At 72.6% G+C, this 16,340-nt stretch carries 15 protein-coding genes and 1 pseudogene; 15 read left to right on the top strand and 1 reads right to left on the bottom strand.

What is annotated here, in order from left to right:
* The 9 genes and pseudogenes from VF825_RS16485 to argH form a co-directional block, all read left to right on the top strand.
* Positions 1-659 (top strand): annotated as a pseudogene (locus VF825_RS16485) (phenylalanine--tRNA ligase subunit beta); the annotation flags it as partial.
* Between the two features lie 99 nt (positions 660-758).
* Positions 759-1,802 carry an N-acetyl-gamma-glutamyl-phosphate reductase gene (gene argC, locus VF825_RS16480; RefSeq protein WP_331115325.1) on the top strand — a complete coding sequence of 348 codons (1,044 nt, stop codon included), beginning with the start codon at positions 759-761 and terminating at the stop codon, positions 1,800-1,802.
* Complete coding sequence (gene argJ / locus VF825_RS16475; RefSeq protein ID WP_331115323.1) at positions 1,799-2,950, top strand: bifunctional glutamate N-acetyltransferase/amino-acid acetyltransferase ArgJ; 1,152 nt, start codon at positions 1,799-1,801, stop codon at positions 2,948-2,950. The genes argC and argJ overlap by 4 nt, the downstream gene beginning before the upstream one ends.
* Positions 2,947-3,876 carry an acetylglutamate kinase gene (gene argB, locus VF825_RS16470; RefSeq protein ID WP_331115321.1) on the top strand — a complete coding sequence of 310 codons (930 nt, stop codon included), beginning with the start codon at positions 2,947-2,949 and terminating at the stop codon, positions 3,874-3,876. The genes argJ and argB overlap by 4 nt, the downstream gene beginning before the upstream one ends.
* Positions 3,873-5,069, top strand: coding sequence for an acetylornithine transaminase (locus VF825_RS16465; RefSeq protein WP_331115319.1), 1,197 nt, complete (start codon positions 3,873-3,875; stop codon positions 5,067-5,069). The genes argB and VF825_RS16465 overlap by 4 nt, the downstream gene beginning before the upstream one ends.
* Complete coding sequence (argF, locus tag VF825_RS16460) at positions 5,069-6,025, top strand: ornithine carbamoyltransferase (protein WP_331115316.1); 957 nt, start codon at positions 5,069-5,071, stop codon at positions 6,023-6,025. Before VF825_RS16465 ends, argF begins: the two co-directional genes overlap by 1 nt.
* Positions 6,022-6,522 (top strand): arginine repressor, encoded by a 501-nt coding sequence (locus VF825_RS16455; RefSeq protein WP_331115314.1) that lies wholly within the window; start codon positions 6,022-6,024, stop codon positions 6,520-6,522. Before argF ends, VF825_RS16455 begins: the two co-directional genes overlap by 4 nt.
* 98 nt (positions 6,523-6,620) lie before the next feature.
* Complete coding sequence (locus VF825_RS16450) at positions 6,621-7,826, top strand: argininosuccinate synthase (RefSeq protein ID WP_331115312.1); 1,206 nt, start codon at positions 6,621-6,623, stop codon at positions 7,824-7,826.
* Positions 7,819-9,279 carry an argininosuccinate lyase gene (gene argH, locus VF825_RS16445; RefSeq protein WP_331115310.1) on the top strand — a complete coding sequence of 487 codons (1,461 nt, stop codon included), beginning with the start codon at positions 7,819-7,821 and terminating at the stop codon, positions 9,277-9,279. Before VF825_RS16450 ends, argH begins: the two co-directional genes overlap by 8 nt.
* Positions 9,280-9,363: 84 nt before the next feature.
* Here argH and VF825_RS16440 read toward each other — a convergent pair whose 3' ends face one another.
* Positions 9,364-9,813, bottom strand: coding sequence for an SRPBCC family protein (locus tag VF825_RS16440; RefSeq protein ID WP_331115308.1), 450 nt, complete (start codon positions 9,811-9,813; stop codon positions 9,364-9,366).
* Positions 9,814-10,019: 206 nt separating this feature from the next.
* Here VF825_RS16440 and VF825_RS16435 point away from each other — a divergent pair, with 206 nt between their 5' ends.
* The 6 genes from VF825_RS16435 to tyrS are packed head-to-tail and all read left to right on the top strand — an operon-like array spanning position 10,020 to position 15,796.
* On the top strand, positions 10,020-10,304 hold the full coding sequence (locus VF825_RS16435) for a hypothetical protein (protein ID WP_331115306.1): 285 nt from the start codon (positions 10,020-10,022) through the stop codon (positions 10,302-10,304).
* A gap of 3 nt (positions 10,305-10,307) precedes the next feature.
* The gene (locus VF825_RS16430) at positions 10,308-11,123 is read left to right on the top strand and encodes a hypothetical protein (protein ID WP_331115304.1); all 816 of its coding nucleotides are present in this window, start codon (positions 10,308-10,310) and stop codon (positions 11,121-11,123) included.
* Between the two features lie 46 nt (positions 11,124-11,169).
* Positions 11,170-13,089 (top strand): fumarate reductase/succinate dehydrogenase flavoprotein subunit, encoded by a 1,920-nt coding sequence (locus tag VF825_RS16425; RefSeq protein ID WP_331115302.1) that lies wholly within the window; start codon positions 11,170-11,172, stop codon positions 13,087-13,089.
* Entirely contained in the window at positions 13,086-13,838 is a 753-nt protein-coding gene (locus VF825_RS16420; protein ID WP_331115300.1) for a succinate dehydrogenase/fumarate reductase iron-sulfur subunit, read from the top strand. The genes VF825_RS16425 and VF825_RS16420 overlap by 4 nt, the downstream gene beginning before the upstream one ends.
* Positions 13,802-14,473 carry a DNA-3-methyladenine glycosylase gene (locus VF825_RS16415; RefSeq protein ID WP_331115298.1) on the top strand — a complete coding sequence of 224 codons (672 nt, stop codon included), beginning with the start codon at positions 13,802-13,804 and terminating at the stop codon, positions 14,471-14,473. The genes VF825_RS16420 and VF825_RS16415 overlap by 37 nt, the downstream gene beginning before the upstream one ends.
* A 60-nt stretch (positions 14,474-14,533) precedes the next feature.
* Positions 14,534-15,796, top strand: coding sequence for a tyrosine--tRNA ligase (tyrS, locus tag VF825_RS16410; protein WP_331115296.1), 1,263 nt, complete (start codon positions 14,534-14,536; stop codon positions 15,794-15,796).
* The last annotated feature ends 544 nt before the right edge of the window (positions 15,797-16,340 follow it).

Below are 16,340 nucleotides of genomic sequence, written 5' to 3'. Positions count from 1 at the left end.
CGCGGATCGAGGCGGCCGTCCCGGCGCAGCCCCGGCGGGTGACACTCGCGCTGGCCGGTGAGGCCGAACGTGGTGGGTGGTGGGGCCAGGGTCGACCGGCCGACTGGTCCGACGCGGTGACGGCCGCCCGGGCCGTCGCCGACGCCCTCGGGGTCGAGCTGCACGTCACCGCCGACGACCACGCCCCCTGGCACCCCGGGCGCTGTGCCCGACTGAGCCTGGCCGACGGCACGCTCGTGGGCCACGCCGGCGAGCTGCACCCCAAGGCGGTCGCGGCCCTCGAGCTGCCCGCGCGCACCTGCGCCGCCGAGCTGGACGTCGACGTGCTCTCCGCCGCCAGCGAGGGCAACGTGCAGGCGACGGCGCTGTCGACCTACCCGGTCGCGCACAGCGACGTTGCGCTCACGGTCGAGGACGCCGTCCCGGCCGGGGAGGTCGAGGCGGTCATCCGCGAGGCGGCCGGCGAGCTGCTGGAGTCGGTGTGGCTGTTCGACGTCTACCGCGGCGAGCAGGTGGGGGAGGGGCACCGGTCACTGGCCTACCGGATGTACTTCCGCGCTCCCGACCGCACGCTGACCACCGAGGAGGTCAACGGGCTGCGGGACCGCGCCATCGCCCGCGCCGCCGAGCGCCTCGGCGCCGTCCAGCGTGGGGCCTGAGCCGACGTGTCGCGCCCGGGGTGGCCACCTGAGGGGTGTCCCCCGGGCGGGCCGTGGCCGCGATGCATAGAACTGCGCTGGGGTGTATAGTCATGCGGCATGGTGACGGCAGCGGTGGCAGGCGCGAGCGGCTATGCCGGTGGCGAGATCGTCAGGCTTCTCCTGGCGCATCCCGTGATCGAGGTCGGCTCGCTCACCGCTGCGTCCAACGCCGGCTGCCGGCTCGGTGAGGTCCACCCGCACCTGACGCCGCTGGCCGACCGCGTCCTGGTCGAGACCTCGGCACAGACCCTCGCCGGCCACGACGTGGTCTTCCTCGCCCTCCCGCACGGTGCCTCCGCGGCCCTGGCCGCCCAGCTGCCCGACGACGTGGTCGTCATCGACTGCGGCGCCGACTTCCGGCTCGCCGACGCGCAGGCCTGGGGGCACTTCTACGGCAGCGAGCATGCCGGCACGTGGCCCTACGGCCTGCCCGAGCTCTCCGGCCGTGACGGCGCGCGGCACCGCGAGGAGCTGTCCGGCGCGCGGCGGGTCGCCGTCCCCGGCTGCTACCCGACCGCGTGCAGCCTCGCCCTCGCCCCCGGCTTCGTGGCCGGGCTGCTCGAGCCGCAGGACGTGGTCATCGTCGCCGCCAGCGGCACCTCCGGGGCGGGCAAGGGGCTCAAGGCGCACCTGCTCGGCGCCGAGGTCATGGGCTCCATGTCGCCCTACGGCGTCGGCGGCGTGCACCGGCACACCCCCGAGGTCGAGCAGAACCTCTCCCGTGCCGCCGGGGCCGCGGTCACCGTCTCGTTCACCCCCACGCTGGCCCCCATGCCGCGGGGCATCCTCGCCACCGCGACCGCCAAGGCCACCCCGGAAGCGACCGCCGGGTCCGTGCGCGAGGCGTGGCACACGGCATACGCGGACGAGCCGTTCGTGCACCTGCTGCCCGAAGGGCAGTGGCCGCGGACCGCGGACGTGCTCGGCAGCAACTGCGTGCACGTGCAGGTCACCCTCGACGAGCGGGCCGGCCGCGTCGTCGCCGTCGCGGCCGTCGACAACCTGACCAAGGGCACCGCCGGCGCCGCCGTGCAGTGCGCCAACCTCGCCCTCGGCCTGCCGGAGACCACCGGCCTTCCCCTCACCGGAGTCGCCCCGTGAGCATCACCGTCCCCCAGGGCTTCCGCGCCAGCGGCGTGGTCGCCGGGCTCAAGGCCAGCGGCCGGCCCGACGTGGCCGTCGTCGTCAACGACGGGCCGCGTCACGACGCCGCCGCCGTGTTCACGAGCAACCGGGTGGTCGCCGCCCCGGTGACGTGGAGCCGGCAGGTCCTCACCGACGGGCGGGCGGACGCCGTGGTGCTCAACTCCGGTGGCGCCAACGCCTGCACCGGGCCGCAGGGCTTCGCCGACACCCACGCCAGCGCCGAGCACCTCGCCACCGCCCTGGGGCTCTCGGCCGGCGACGTCGTGGTGTGCTCCACCGGCCTCATCGGCGAGCTGCTGCCGATGGACCGGCTCACCGCGGGCATCGACGCCGGCGTGGCCGCGCTGACCGGCGACGGGGGCGAGGCCGCCGCCACGGCGATCCTGACCACCGACACGGTGAGCAAGCAGGCCGTCGCCGCCGGGGACGGCTGGCTGGTCGGTGGCATGGCCAAGGGCGCGGGCATGCTCGCGCCGGCACTGGCCACCATGCTCGTCGTGGTGACCACCGACGCGGCCGCCGACCCGGCCACCCTCGACGCCGCGCTGCGGGCCGCGACCGCGCAGACGTTCGACCGGGTCGACTCCGACGGGTGCATGTCCACCAACGACACGGTGCTGCTGCTGGCCTCCGGCGCCTCCGGGGTCACCCCGACGGAGGGCGAGCTCACCGACGCGGTCACCGCCGTGTGCGCCGACCTGGCCCGGCAGCTGGTCGCCGACGCCGAGGGCGCCCGGCACGACATCGCCGTCGAGGTCCGCTCGGCCGCCAGCGTCGCGGACGCCCTCGAGGTGGCCCGCGCGGTCGCGCGCAACAACCTGTTCAAGTGCGCGGTCTTCGGCGGCGACCCCAACTGGGGCCGGGTCCTGGCCGCCGTCGGCACCACGGCCGCCGCGTTCGAGCCCGACCGGCTCGACGTCTCGATCAACGGCGTGCAGGTCTGCCGCGCCGGCGGGGTGGGGCAGGACCGCTCGCTGGTGGACCTGTCCGGTCGCGAGGTGCACGTGCTGGTCGACCTGCACGCCGGCGCCGAGACCGCCACCGTCTGGACCAACGACCTCACGCACGACTACGTCCACGAGAACTCGGCCTACAGCACATGACGACCACCACCCTGCGCGGGACCATCGACACCGACGCCCTGTCCCGGGCCGCCGGCAAGGCCCAGACCCTGGTCGAGGCCCTGCCGTGGCTCGAGCGGTTCCGCGGCGCGCTCGTCGTCATCAAGTACGGCGGCAACGCCATGCTCGACGAGGAGCTCAAGGCCGCCTTCGCCCAGGACATCGTGTTCCTGCGGTATGCCGGGCTGCGCCCCGTCGTCGTGCACGGCGGCGGACCGCAGATCGCCAGCATGCTCGGCCGGCTCGGGCTGCCCAGCGAGTTCCGGGGGGGCCTGCGGGTCACCACCCCGGAGGTCATGGACGTGGTGCGCATGGTCCTCACCGGCCAGGTGGGCCGCGAGCTCGTCGGCCTGATCAACCGGCACGGCCCGCTCGCTGTCGGCCTCTCCGGCGAGGACGCCGCCCTGTTCGGGGCCCGCCGCCGGCCCGCCACCGTCAACGGCCAGCCGGTCGATGTGGGCCTGGTCGGCGACGTCGAGACGGTCAACCCCACCGCCGTCACCGACCTGCTCGAGGCCGGCCGCATCCCCGTCGTCTCCACCATCGCCCCCGACCTCGACGAGGACGGGCAGGTGCTCAACGTCAACGCCGACACCGCCGCCGCGGCGCTCGCGGTGGCGCTGCGCGCGCACAAGCTCGTCGTGCTCACCGACGTCGAGGGCATCTACGCCAGCTGGCCCGACCGCGACTCGCTGCTGTCGAGCCTGGCGGTCAGCGACGCCGACACGCTGCTGAGCCGGGTGGACACGGGCATGGTGCCCAAGCTCGAGGCGTGCATCCGGGCCGTGCGCCAGGGCGTGCCGCAGGCCCACGTCATCGACGGCCGGCAGCCGCACTCGCTGCTGCTGGAGGTCTTCACCAGCGAGGGAATCGGGACCATGGTCGTCCCGGATGGAGCGGACTCATGAGCGGGACCACCGTCAAGGACTGGCTCGAGCGCTACGACCACGCGCTGCTCGGCGTCTTCGGGCAGCCGCGCAGCGTGCTGGTCCGGGGGGAGGGCGCGTTCGTCGAGGACGTCGAGGGCACCCGCTACCTCGACCTGCTCGGCGGCATCGCCGTCAACACCCTCGGCCACGGGCACCCGGCCCTGGTGCGCGCCATCGCGGAGCAGGCCGCCTCGCTGGTCCACGTCTCCAACTTCTTCACCACCCCGGGCCAGGTCGAGCTCGCCGAGCGCCTGCTCGCCCTCGCCGGGGCGCCCGAGGGCTCGGCGGTCTTCTTCGCCAACTCCGGGACCGAGGCGCTCGAGGCGGCGGTGAAGCTGAGCCGGCGCACCGGCCGGACCCGGATCGTGGCCGCGGAGGGCGCCTTCCACGGGCGCACCACCGGCGCGCTGGCGCTGACCCACAAGCCGGCCTACCGCGAGCCGTTCGAGCCGCTCATCCCCGAGGTCGTCCACGTCCCCTGGAACGACCAGGACGCGCTGCGTGCGGCCGTCACGGAGGACGTCGCCGCCGTGGTCCTCGAGCCGATCCAGGGTGAGGCGGGCGTGCGACCCGCCGACCCGGCATACCTGCAGCTGGCCCGCGAGCTGACCACCGCCCACGGCGCGCTGCTCGTCCTGGACGAGGTGCAGACCGGGGTCGCCCGCACCGGCAGCTGGTTCGCCTTCCAGCAGGCCGGGGTCACCCCCGACGCCATCACCCTGGCCAAGGGCCTGGGCGGCGGCGTGCCGATCGGCGCCCTGGTGACCTTCGGGCCCGAGGTCACCGGGCTGCTCACCGCCGGGCAGCACGGCACGACCTTCGGCGGCAACCCGCTGGCCGTGGCCGCCGCCCTGGCGGTCCTCGACACCATCGAGGGGGAGGGCCTGGTCGAGCACGCCCGCGTCGCCGGCGACCACGTCGCCGCAGCCGTCCTCGCCCTCGGGCACCCGCTGGTGGCCGAGGTCCGCGGCGCCGGCCTGCTGCGGGCGATCCAGCTCACCGCCGACGTCGCGCCCCAGGTGGCCGAGCGGGCGCTCGCGAACGGCTTCATCGTCAACCCGGTCACCCCCAGCGTGCTGCGCCTGGCCCCGCCGCTAGTCGTCACGACCGGGCAGCTCGACACCTTCGTGGCCGCCCTGCCCGCCTTCCTCGACGGACTGGAGACCTCCTGATGCCCCGCCACTTCCTGCGCGACGACGACCTCACTGCGGCCGAGCAGTCCGCCGTGATCGACCGGGCCATCGCCCTGAAGGCGCGCCCGTTCAGTGAGCCCGTCCTGGCCGGCCCCCGGGCCGTCGCGGTCGTCTTCGACAAGCCCTCGACCCGCACGCGGGTGTCGTTCTCGGTGGGCGTGGCCCAGCTCGGCGGCTACCCGCTGGTCATCGACGCCGCCTCCAGCCAGCTCGGCCGGGGCGAGCCGATCGAGGACACCACGCGGGTGCTCGAGCGCCAGGCCGCGGCGATCGTGTGGCGCACCTTCGGCCAGGAGCGGATCGAGGCGATGGCCGCGGTGAGCACCGTGCCGGTCGTCAACGCCCTCACCGACGAGTTCCACCCCTGCCAGATCCTGGCCGACCTCATGACGGTCACGGAGCACAAGGGGCGCCTGGCCGGCCTGACCCTGGCCTACGTCGGGGACGCGGCCAACAACATGGCCCACTCATACCTGCTCGGCGGCGCCCTCGCCGGCATGCACGTCCGCGTCGCGGGCCCGGCCTCGCACCAGCCGGACCCGGCCGTGGTCGAGCGGGCCACCCAGCTCGCCGCCGAGCAGGGCGGCTCGGTGCTCGTCACCACCGACGCAGCCGAGGCGTTCGCCGGCGCCGACGTCCTCGCCACCGACACCTGGGTGTCCATGGGGCAGGAGGCCGAGAAGGCGGCTCGCTCGGGCGCGGACAACCCGTTCGCGCCGTTCAGCCTCGACGACGCCGCCCTCGCCCAGGCCGCGCCCGACGCCATCGTGCTGCACTGCCTGCCGGCCTACCGGGGCCTGGAGATCAGCGCCTCGGTCATCGACGGCCCGCAGTCGGTCGTCTGGGACGAGGCCGAGAACCGGCTGCACGCGCAGAAGGCGCTGCTGTGCTTCCTGCTCGAGGCCTCGGCGCCGGTGCGGGAGCTGACGGCATGATCGCCCACACCCGCGCCGCCCGGCACCAGCGGATCGTGGAGATCCTCGGCCGGCACAGCATCCGCTCCCAGGGTGAGCTGCTGACCCACCTGGCCCAGGACGGCCTCGAGGTCACCCAGGCGACGCTCTCCCGGGACCTGGTCGAGCTCGGCGCGGTCAAGGTCCGCCAGGGGCGGACCCTGGTGTATGCCGTGCCGGGGGAGGGCGGCGACCGCACCCCCCGCGCGGCCGAGGCCACCGACGCCGTCAACGCCCGGCTCAAGAGGCTCTGCGAGGAACTGCTCGTCACCGCCGAGGCCTCGGCCAACCTCGTCGTGGTCCGCACCCCGCCGGGGGCCGCGCAGTACCTCGCCTCGGCCATCGACCACGCCGACGAGGCGACCATCATCGGCACGATCGCCGGCGACGACACGATCCTGGTCATCACCGCCGGCCCCGAGGACGGCCCGGCCGTCGCGGGCCGCCTGTTGTCCCTGGCCGGCACGCGGGAGGATTGAGCGTTGCTGCGCCTCGCCTGACCGCCACCGGGCCCCGGACCGGGGCCACCCGACATACCTGTTGCACGACAAGACATCTGAGCACTGAGGAGCACCCCGTGACCGACCGCGTTGTCCTTGCCTACTCCGGAGGCCTCGACACCTCCGTCGCCATCGGCTGGATCGCCGACGCCACCCAGGCCGAGGTCGTGGCCGTGGCCGTCGACGTGGGCCAGGGCGGGGAGGACCTCGAGGTCATCCGCCGGCGCGCCCTGGACTGCGGCGCGGTTGAGGCCTACGTCGCCGACGCCCGCGACGAGTTCGCCGACGAGTACTGCCTGCCCGCGCTGCAGGCCAACGCCCTCTACATGGACCGCTACCCGCTGGTGTCGGCGCTGTCCCGCCCGGTGATCGTCAAGCACCTCGTCGCCGCCGCGAAGCAGCACGGCGCCACCACGGTCGCCCACGGCTGCACCGGCAAGGGCAACGACCAGGTCCGCTTCGAGGTGGGCATCTCCGGCCTCGCCCCCGATCTGAAGTGCATCGCCCCGGTGCGCGACCTCGCGCTGACCCGCGACAAGGCGATCGACTACGCCGAGAAGCACGACCTGCCGATCGAGACGACCAAGAAGAACCCGTACTCCATCGACCAGAACGTCTTCGGTCGCGCGGTGGAGACTGGCTTCCTCGAGGACATCTGGAACGCCCCGATCGAGGACCTGTACTCCTACACCAAGGACCCCTCGCGCCAGCACGACAAGGACGAGGTCGTCATCACCTTCGAGGGCGGCGTGCCGGTCGCCATCGACGGCGAGAAGGTCACCGTCCTGCAGGCGATCCAGACGCTCAACGAGCGCGCGGGCAACGCCGGCGTAGGTCGCCTCGACATGGTCGAGGACCGTCTCGTCGGCATCAAGAGCCGCGAGGTCTACGAGGCGCCGGGCGCGATCGCGCTGATCACCGCCCACCAGGAGCTGGAGAACGTCACGCTCGAGCGCGAGCTCGGCCGCTACAAGCGCGGCGTCGAGCAGAAGTGGGGCGAGCTGACCTACGACGGCCTGTGGTTCAGCCCGCTCAAGCGCTCGCTGGACGCGTTCATCGCCTCCACCCAGGAGCACGTCAGCGGCGACATCCGGATGACGCTGCACGGCGGCCGCGCGGTGGTCACCGGCCGTCGCTCGGACACCAGCCTGTACGACTACAACCTGGCGACCTACGACGAGGGCGACACCTTCGACCAGTCGCTGGCCAAGGGCTTCATCGAGATCCACGGGCTGTCGAGCAAGATCGCCTCGGGTCGCGACCAGCGTCTCGGCCATGCCTGAGCCGGTGCCCGCGACTCCCTCGAACGGCGACCGGCTCAGCCTGTGGGGCGGCCGGTTCGCCGGCGGCCCGGCGGACGCGCTGGCCGCCCTGTCGAAGTCGACCCACTTCGACTGGCGCCTGGCGCCCTACGACATCGCCGGCTCCCGGGCCCACGCCCGGGTGCTGGCCAAGGCCGGGCTGCTCGACGAGCCGACGCTCGCCGCGATGCTCGACGCGCTGGACCGGCTCGAGGCCGACGTGCTCTCGGGGGAGTTCGCCCCGGCCGAGGCCGACGAGGACGTGCACACGGCGCTCGAGCGCGGCCTGATCGAGCGGGCCGGGGCCGACGTCGGCGGGCGGCTGCGCGCCGGGCGGTCCCGCAACGACCAGGTCGCCACGCTGTTCCGGATGTACCTGCGTGACCACGCCCGGACCTGCGCCAACCTGGTGCTCGACGTCGTCGACGCCCTCGTCGCCCAGTCCGCCGAGCACCTCGACGTGGCCATGCCCGGGCGCACCCACCTGCAGCACGCCCAGCCGGTCCTGCTGGCGCACCACCTGCTGGCGCACGCCTGGGCGCTGCTGCGCGATGTCGACCGCTGGCAGGACTGGGACCGCCGCACGGCGTTGTCGCCGTACGGCTCCGGCGCCCTGGCCGGGAGCAGCCTCGGCCTCGACCCCGACGCGGTGGCGACCGACCTCGGCTTCACCGCCGCGGTGGAGAACTCCATCGACGGCACGGCGAGCCGGGACTTCGTCGCCGAGTTCGCCTTCGTCTCGGCGATGGCGGCGGTCGACATCTCCCGGCTGGCCGAGGAGGTCGTGCTGTGGGCGACGAAGGAGTTCTCCTTCATCACCCTCGACGACGCCTACTCCACCGGGTCGAGCATCATGCCGCAGAAGAAGAACCCGGACGTGGCCGAGCTGGCGCGTGGCAAGGCGGGCCGGCTGGTCGGCGACCTCGCCGGGCTGCTCACGACGTTGAAGTCGCTGCCGCTGGCCTACAACCGGGACCTGCAGGAGGACAAGGAGCCGGTGTTCGACGCCGTCGACACCCTCGAGGTCCTGCTCCCGGCGTTCGCGGGCATGGTGGCCACGATGCGCTTCAACACCGAGCGGCTGGAGTCGCTGGCGCCGCAGGGGTTCTCCCTGGCCACCGACGTCGCCGAGTGGCTGGTCCGCCAGGGCGTGCCGTTCCGCGTGGCCCACGAGGTCGCGGGGGAGTGCGTGCGGGCGTGCGAGCTGCGCGGGATCGAGCTGTGGGACCTGTCCGACACCGACCTGCAGGCCATCTCGGTGCACCTGACCGCGGACGTGCGCAGCGTCCTGTCCGTCGAGGGCTCGCTGGCCTCCCGCGACGCCAAGGGCGGCACCGCCCCGGCCCGGGTGGCCGAGCAGCTCGAGCTCGTCCGCGCCCAGGTCGCCGCCGCCCGGACGGCCCTGGGCACCGGCTCGGTCCTCGGGACGCCCTGATCCCCACAGTCCCCACCGGACGCACGGAACGGCCCGTATCGCGCCCCCTCCGCCAGCGCGACACGGGCCGTTTCGTGCGTCCGGTCAGGGTCGTGAGGGCTGGCCGGACTCCAGGAGCTCCTTGAGCCCCGCCCAGATGGCCGCCTCCTGCCGGCGGCCGACCCAGCCGAGCGCCGGCCCCGCCAGCCGCAGCGCGCCATGGGGGTGCAGCTGCCAGGACCAGCGCATCCGCGTCCCGCCGTCGACCGCGTCGAACGTCATCCTGCCGCTCACCTCGGCGAAGGCCGACGTCGTCCTCAGCTCCAGCCGGTGCGGCCGCTCGAACGCGGTCAGCTCGCTGACCATGCGCATCGGCCGCGGCCGCGTCGCCATGTGGGCCTCGAACCGCGTGCCCACCCCGACCGGCCCGTCGGTCACCTTCGCCGACCGCGCCATCCGCGGGTTGTATGCCGGTTCGTGGCGTTCGTCCGCGACGTAGTCGAAGACCTCCTCCACCGGACGGCGAATGACCGTCTCTCCCTCGACCCAGGCCATACCCATCCCTCCGGTTCGCCGGCCCCGACCCCGTGAGCGTGGTCTGGACGGCCGGCCGTAGGGGGTGCCCAAGGTCCTGCCTTCGGCCTGCGAGCCGCGCCCGGACACACCCTTTACCCGGAGTTGCTTTACCTGCGCCTGACGGCGCGACAGACTGCGGTCCTGTGACCCGCGACACAGCGGGCCCTCTTCAGGGAGAGGTGCGCATGACGGTCCACGACGATCTGGCAGCAGCGGGCAACCGCGCGGCGGCACTGAGGCAGTCGGTGGTGGTCCTCGCCGGCCGGCTGGGCGACACGATCGACGTGCGCCGGCTCAAGGACGACGTCGGACGGGTCATCGCCGACCTCAACCTCATCGCCCAGGCCAGCCACGAGCGGCTCCCGCAGGGCCAGCCCGGGGAGATCATCTACATCCCCGACGAGGAGTACGACCCCTCGCTGTGGGCCGAGGCCGACGACGAGGCCGCCGGCCCCCGGCCGGGGCGCTGAGACGTGGCGGGGGCAGACCTGCGCCCCGGTGTGGGTGCGCCGGGCCGGGCCCGGATCGACCAGCGCACGCTGCGCGTCGACCGGTGGTGGGTGCAGCCGACCCTGACCGTGATCGGGCTCGTCGCCTGGCTGGCCTACGCCACGGTCCGCGCCGCGTCCCAGGTCAACTACTGGGTGGCCGACTACCACTACCTCACGCCGTTCGCCTCGCCGTGCCTGTCCACCTCGTGCGCCCCGGGCTCGAGCCACTTCGGCACCCCGTTCGGCGACTTCCCCCCGCTGGTGCCCTACGCGATCCTCACGCTGCCGTTCCTGCTGCTGTTCCGGCTCACCTGCTACTACTACCGCAAGGCCTACTACCGCTCGTTCTGGCTCTCGCCGCCGGCCTGCGCCGTCGCGGAACCGCACGCGCGCTACTCCGGCGAGACGCGCTTTCCGCTCCTGGGCCAGAACCTGCACCGCTACTTCTTCTACGCCGCGGTGCTCATCTCGCTGATCAACACGTATGACGCGCTGGTCGCCTTCCACGGCAAGGACGGCGGGTTCGGGTTCGGCCTGGGCAACGTGGTCCTGCTCGCCAACGTCGTGCTGCTGTGGGCCTACACGCTGTCCTGCCACAGCTGCCGCAGCATCATCGGGGGCCGCCTCAACCACTTCAGCAGGCACCCGCTGCGCTACCGGCTGTGGGGCCAGGTGTCGCGGCTCAACCGCCACCACATGGGTCTGGCCTGGACGACGCTGGCCTCGCTGGTGGTGACCGACGCCTACATCGCGCTGGTCGCCTCGGGCTCGCTGTCGGACCTGCGCTTCATCAACTGACGCCGGCCACCACGCCGACGCACGCTCACAACCAGAGGGGCTGCACGTGACGGACCTGGAACGCCACAGCTACGACGTCGTGGTGATCGGTGCCGGTGGCGCCGGGCTCCGCGCGGCCATCGAGGCCCGCGAGCACGGGCTGCGCACGGCGATCATCTGCAAGTCGTTGTTCGGCAAGGCCCACACCGTCATGGCCGAGGGCGGCATCGCCGCGTCGATGGGCAACGTCAACAGCAAGGACAGCTGGCAGGTGCACTTCCGTGACACCCTGCGCGGCGGCAAGTTCCTCAACAACCCCCGCATGGCCGAGCTGCACGCCAAGGAGGCGCCGCAGCGGGTCTGGGAGCTGGAGACCTACGGCGCGCTGTTCGACCGCACCGCCGACGGCCGGATCAGCCAGCGCAACTTCGGCGGCCACGAGTACCCCCGCCTGGCCCACGTCGGCGACCGCACCGGCCTGGAGCTCATCCGCACCCTGCAGCAGAAGATCGTGTCGCTGCAGCAGGAGGACGAGCGCGAGTCCGGCGACGCCGAGGCACGGCTGAAGGTGTTCGCGGAGCTGACGGTCACCGACCTGCTGCTCGACGGCGAGGCGGTCTCGGGCGCCTTCGGCTACTGGCGCGAGTCCGGCCGGTTCGTGCTGTTCGAGACGCCGACGGTGATCCTCGCGACCGGCGGCATCGGCAAGTCCTTCAAGGTCACCAGCAACTCCTGGGAGTACACCGGCGACGGGCATGCGCTGGCCCTGCGCGCCGGAGCCACGCTGATCAACATGGAGTTCGTCCAGTTCCACCCCACCGGCATGGTCTGGCCGCCCTCGGTCAAGGGCATCCTCGTCACCGAGTCGGTGCGCGGCGACGGCGGCGTGCTGCGCAACTCCGAGGGCAAGCGGTTCATGTTCGACTACGTGCCCGACGTCTTCCGCGGCCAGTACGCCGACACCGAGGAGGAGGCGGACCGGTGGTACAAGGACCCCGACAACAACCTGCGCCCGCCGGAGCTGCTGCCCCGTGACGAGGTCGCGCGGGCGATCAACAGCGAGGTCAAGGAGGGCCGCGGCACCCCGCACGGCGGCGTCTACCTCGACGTGTCGACCCGCCTGCCCGCCGAGGAGATCATCCGGCGGCTGCCCTCCATGCACCACCAGTTCAAGGAGCTCGCCGACGTCGACATCACGGCCGAGCCGATGGAGGTCGGCCCGACGTGCCACTACGTCATGGGCGGCGTCGAGGTCGACGCCGACACCGCCGCCACGCGGGTCCCCGGCCTGTTCGCCGCGGGGGAGGTGGCCGGCGGCATGCACGGCTCCAACCGCCTCGGCGGCAACTCCCTGTCCGACCTGCTCGTCTTCGGCCGGCGCGCGGGAGCCGGCGCCGCGGCATACGTGGAGTCGTTGGGCGAGAAGCGGCCCGCGGTCTCCGAGGGTGACCTCGACGCCGCTGCGACGGTGGCGCTGGCGCCGTTCGGCAACGACGGCGGGGAGAACCCCTACACGCTGCACCAGGAGCTGCAGCAGTCGATGAACGACCTCGTCGGCATCATCCGGCGGGAGCACGAGGTCCGGGAGGCGCTCGAGCGGCTGGCGAAGCTGCGCTCCCGGGCGGCGACCGTCGGCGTCGAGGGCCACCGGCAGTTCAACCCCGGCTGGCACCTGGCGCTGGACCTGCGCAACATGCTGGCGGTCAGCGAGTGCGTCGCGCGCGCGGCACTGGAGCGCACCGAGAGCCGCGGCGGGCACACCCGCGAGGACCACCCGTCGATGGACCCGGCCTGGCGCGGGGTCAACCTCGTCTGCAGCCAGCGTGTCGACGGCGGGATCGACCTCACGCACCAGCCGGTGCCCGCGATCCGGCGCGACCTGCTGGAGCTGTTCGACCGCAAGGAGCTGGCCAAGTACCTCACCGAGGCGGAGCTGGCGGTGCTCGACACCCCGGCGCCCTCTCCCGAGCAGGGGAGCGAGTCATGAGCTACGACGGGCGTTTTCGCGTCTGGCGGGGCGACGCCGACGGCGGCGACCTGGCCGACTTCACCGTCGAGGTCAACGAGGGCGAGGTGGTCCTTGACATCATCCACCGGCTGCAGGCGACGCAGGCCCCCGACCTGGCGGTGCGCTGGAACTGCAAGGCGGGCAAGTGCGGCTCGTGCAGTGCGGAGATCAACGGCCGGCCGCGGCTGATGTGCATGACCCGCATGAGCACCTTCGAGGAGGGCGAGACGGTCACGGTGACGCCGCTGCGCGCCTTCCCGGTGGTGCGCGACCTGGTCACCGACGTGTCCTTCAACTACGAGAAGGCCCGCGCCGTGCCGGCGTTCGCGCCTCCGCCGGACCTCGCCCCCGGCGAATACCGGATGCAGCAGGTCGACGTCGAGCGCTCGCAGGAGTTCCGCAAGTGCATCGAGTGCTTCCTGTGCCAGGACGTCTGCCACGTCATCCGCGACCACGAGGACAACAAGCCGGCGTATGCCGGTCCGCGCTTCCTCATGCGCATCGCCGAACTCGACATGCACCCGCTCGACCAGGCCGACCGACGTGAGGCGGCGCAGCACGAGCACGGCCTCGGCCTGTGCAACATCACCAAGTGCTGCACCGAGGTCTGCCCGGAGCACATCAAGATCACCGACAACGCGCTGATCCCCCTCAAGGAGCGCGTCGTCGACCACTCGTACGATCCCTTGGTGTGGCTCGGTTCGAAGATCCGGCGCCGGCGCGACTGACCGCGCCGGCGGGGGAGCGGCTGCCCCGGGAGTTCTTCGACCGTCCGGTGCTCGAGGTGGCCCCCGACCTGCTCGGGTGCACGGTCACGCACGCCGGCGTCACCGTGCGGCTCACCGAGGTCGAGGCGTATGCCGGGGAGCAGGATCCCGGCTCGCACGCCTTCCGGGGCCCCACCCCGCGCACGCAGGTGATGTTCGGCCACCCCGGTGGCCTCTACGTCTACTTCACCTACGGCATGCACTGGTGCGCCAACCTCGTCTGCGGCCCCGAGGGCCACGCCAGCGCGGTGCTGATACGGGCCGGCGAGGTCGTCGGCGGCGAGGACGTGGCCGCCGCCCGGCGCGCCGGCATAGCCCGCCGGGACTGGGCCCGCGGCCCGGCCCGGCTGGCCATGACGCTGGGGCTGTCCGGCGACCAGGACGGCCTCGACGTGTGCGCCCCGGACTCTCCCGTGGTCGTCGGTCCACGCGTTGGCGCGGTCGAGGTGCACCAGGTGCGGACCGGCCCGCGGGTGGGCGTGAGCGGGGCCGGCGGCGACGGCACGGCATACCCGTGGAGGTTCTGGGTGGAGGGCGAGGCGAGCGTCTCGGCATACCGTCCGGGCAAACCGCGTCGCCGGCCCGACGCGTCGTAGGGCAGGCTGTGACCTGACCGGCGTCCGGCCGGGTCGGACCACAGAAGGGAACGAAGCACCGTGAGCGACATCCTCGACGAGCTGCAGTGGCGAGGGTTGGTGGCGCAGACCACCGACGAGGCCTCGCTGCGCGAAGCACTCGCCGACGGGCCGATCACGTTCTATTGCGGCTTCGACCCGACCGCGCCGAGCCTGCACATGGGCAACCTCGTGCAGCTGATCGTCATGCGGCACCTGCAGCGGGCCGGCCACAGGGCGCTCTGCCTCGTGGGCGGCTCGACCGGCCTGGTCGGTGACCCGAAGCCGACCGCCGAGCGCCAGCTGAACCCGCGCGAGACGGTGGCCGAGTGGGTTGAGCGGATCAACGTCCAGGTGCGCCCGTTCCTCGACTTCGACGGTGACAACCCGGCAATCATGGTCAACAACCTCGACTGGACCGCCCCGATGTCGGCGATCGACTTCCTGCGCGACATCGGCAAGCACTTCCGGGTCAACGCGATGATCAAGAAGGACGCGGTCTCGGCGCGCCTGAACAGCCAGGACGGGATCAGCTACACCGAGTTCAGCTACCAGATCCTGCAGGGGATGGACTTCCTGCACCTGTACCGCGACCACGGGTGCACGCTGCAGACCGGCGGCATCGACCAGTGGGGCAACCTCACCGCGGGGGTGGACCTGATCCACCGGGCCGAGCACGCCTCGGTGCACCTGCTCACGACGCCGCTGGTCACCAAGGCCGACGGCACCAAGTTCGGCAAGACCGAGGGCGGCACGGTGTGGCTCGACCCGGAAATGACCTCGCCGTACGCCTTCTACCAGTTCTGGATCAACGCCGACGACGCCTCGGTGATCAGCTACCTGAAGGTCTTCACCGACCGGACCCGGGAGGAGATCGACGAGCTCGAGAAGGCGGTGGCCGAGCGGCCCTTCGCGCGCGAGGCGCAGAGGACGCTGGCCGCCGACGTGACCACGCTCGTGCACGGCGCCGAGGCGACGGCTGCGGTCAGGGCGGCCAGCGAGGCGCTCTTCGGCAAGGGCGACCTCACGGCGCTCGATGCCCGGACCCTCGCCGACGCGACCGCCGAGCTGCCCGGTGGCACGGTCGCCGTCGGGGACTCGGTGGTGGACGCCCTCGTGGCGACCGGTCTGGTCGACGGTCGCAAGGCGGCGCGCCGGGTGATCGGTGAGGGGGGTGCCTCGGTCAACAACGTCAAGGTGACCGACGAGGACGCGGTGCTGGGGGAGGGCGACTTCCTGCACGGCCAGGTCGCGCTCCTGCGGCGAGGCCGCAAGTCCCTCGCCGCGGCGCGGCTTGCGCGCTGACCCCCCGGTGTGGCCGGCGGCCGGCGCTGACGGTCCGGTGACGCCGCGTGCTGATGCTCCGCGCTGACGGCCCATGTTGACGCCCCCTCCGGCACCGCCGGAGGGGGCGTCAGCGCGTTGACCAGCGGATTTGTTGATCCGGCAAGGGGGCCCGTAAAGTTCTCGACGTCAGCCCGACAGGGAGGAACGGACACCACCGCAGCGGAGCGCAAGCACCGCGCGAAGTAGGCCGGTCCCGGGGATGACACTCCACCGCAAGGCTCCGGTTCGCCGGAGCTGCCCGGAGCCCGGAACGGGGTTCGGGATCGGCTCGAGAGCCTGATACAGTGGAGAAGTTGGCCCGGACGCCGCAGGGCGCGGAGGCCGACACCAAACGAACGGTAGCCCCGGATCCAGGCGTTGAGTCTGGTGATGGTGCGCGTCCGGTCCTTGAGAACTCAACAGCGTGCCAAAAATCGATGCCAATTACCTCGTCCCGGCATCTTCGGATGTTGGACGAATTTCCTTTGGTTGATTGATAGATATCAAGTCCAGCGGGCTTGGT

The organism is Oryzihumus sp., assembly GCF_036391795.1.
In the GTDB taxonomy this organism is placed as follows: domain Bacteria; phylum Actinomycetota; class Actinomycetes; order Actinomycetales; family Dermatophilaceae; genus Oryzihumus.
The sequence above is the reverse complement of the archived record's forward strand: the minus strand, read 5'-3'. Positions and strand labels throughout refer to the sequence as shown.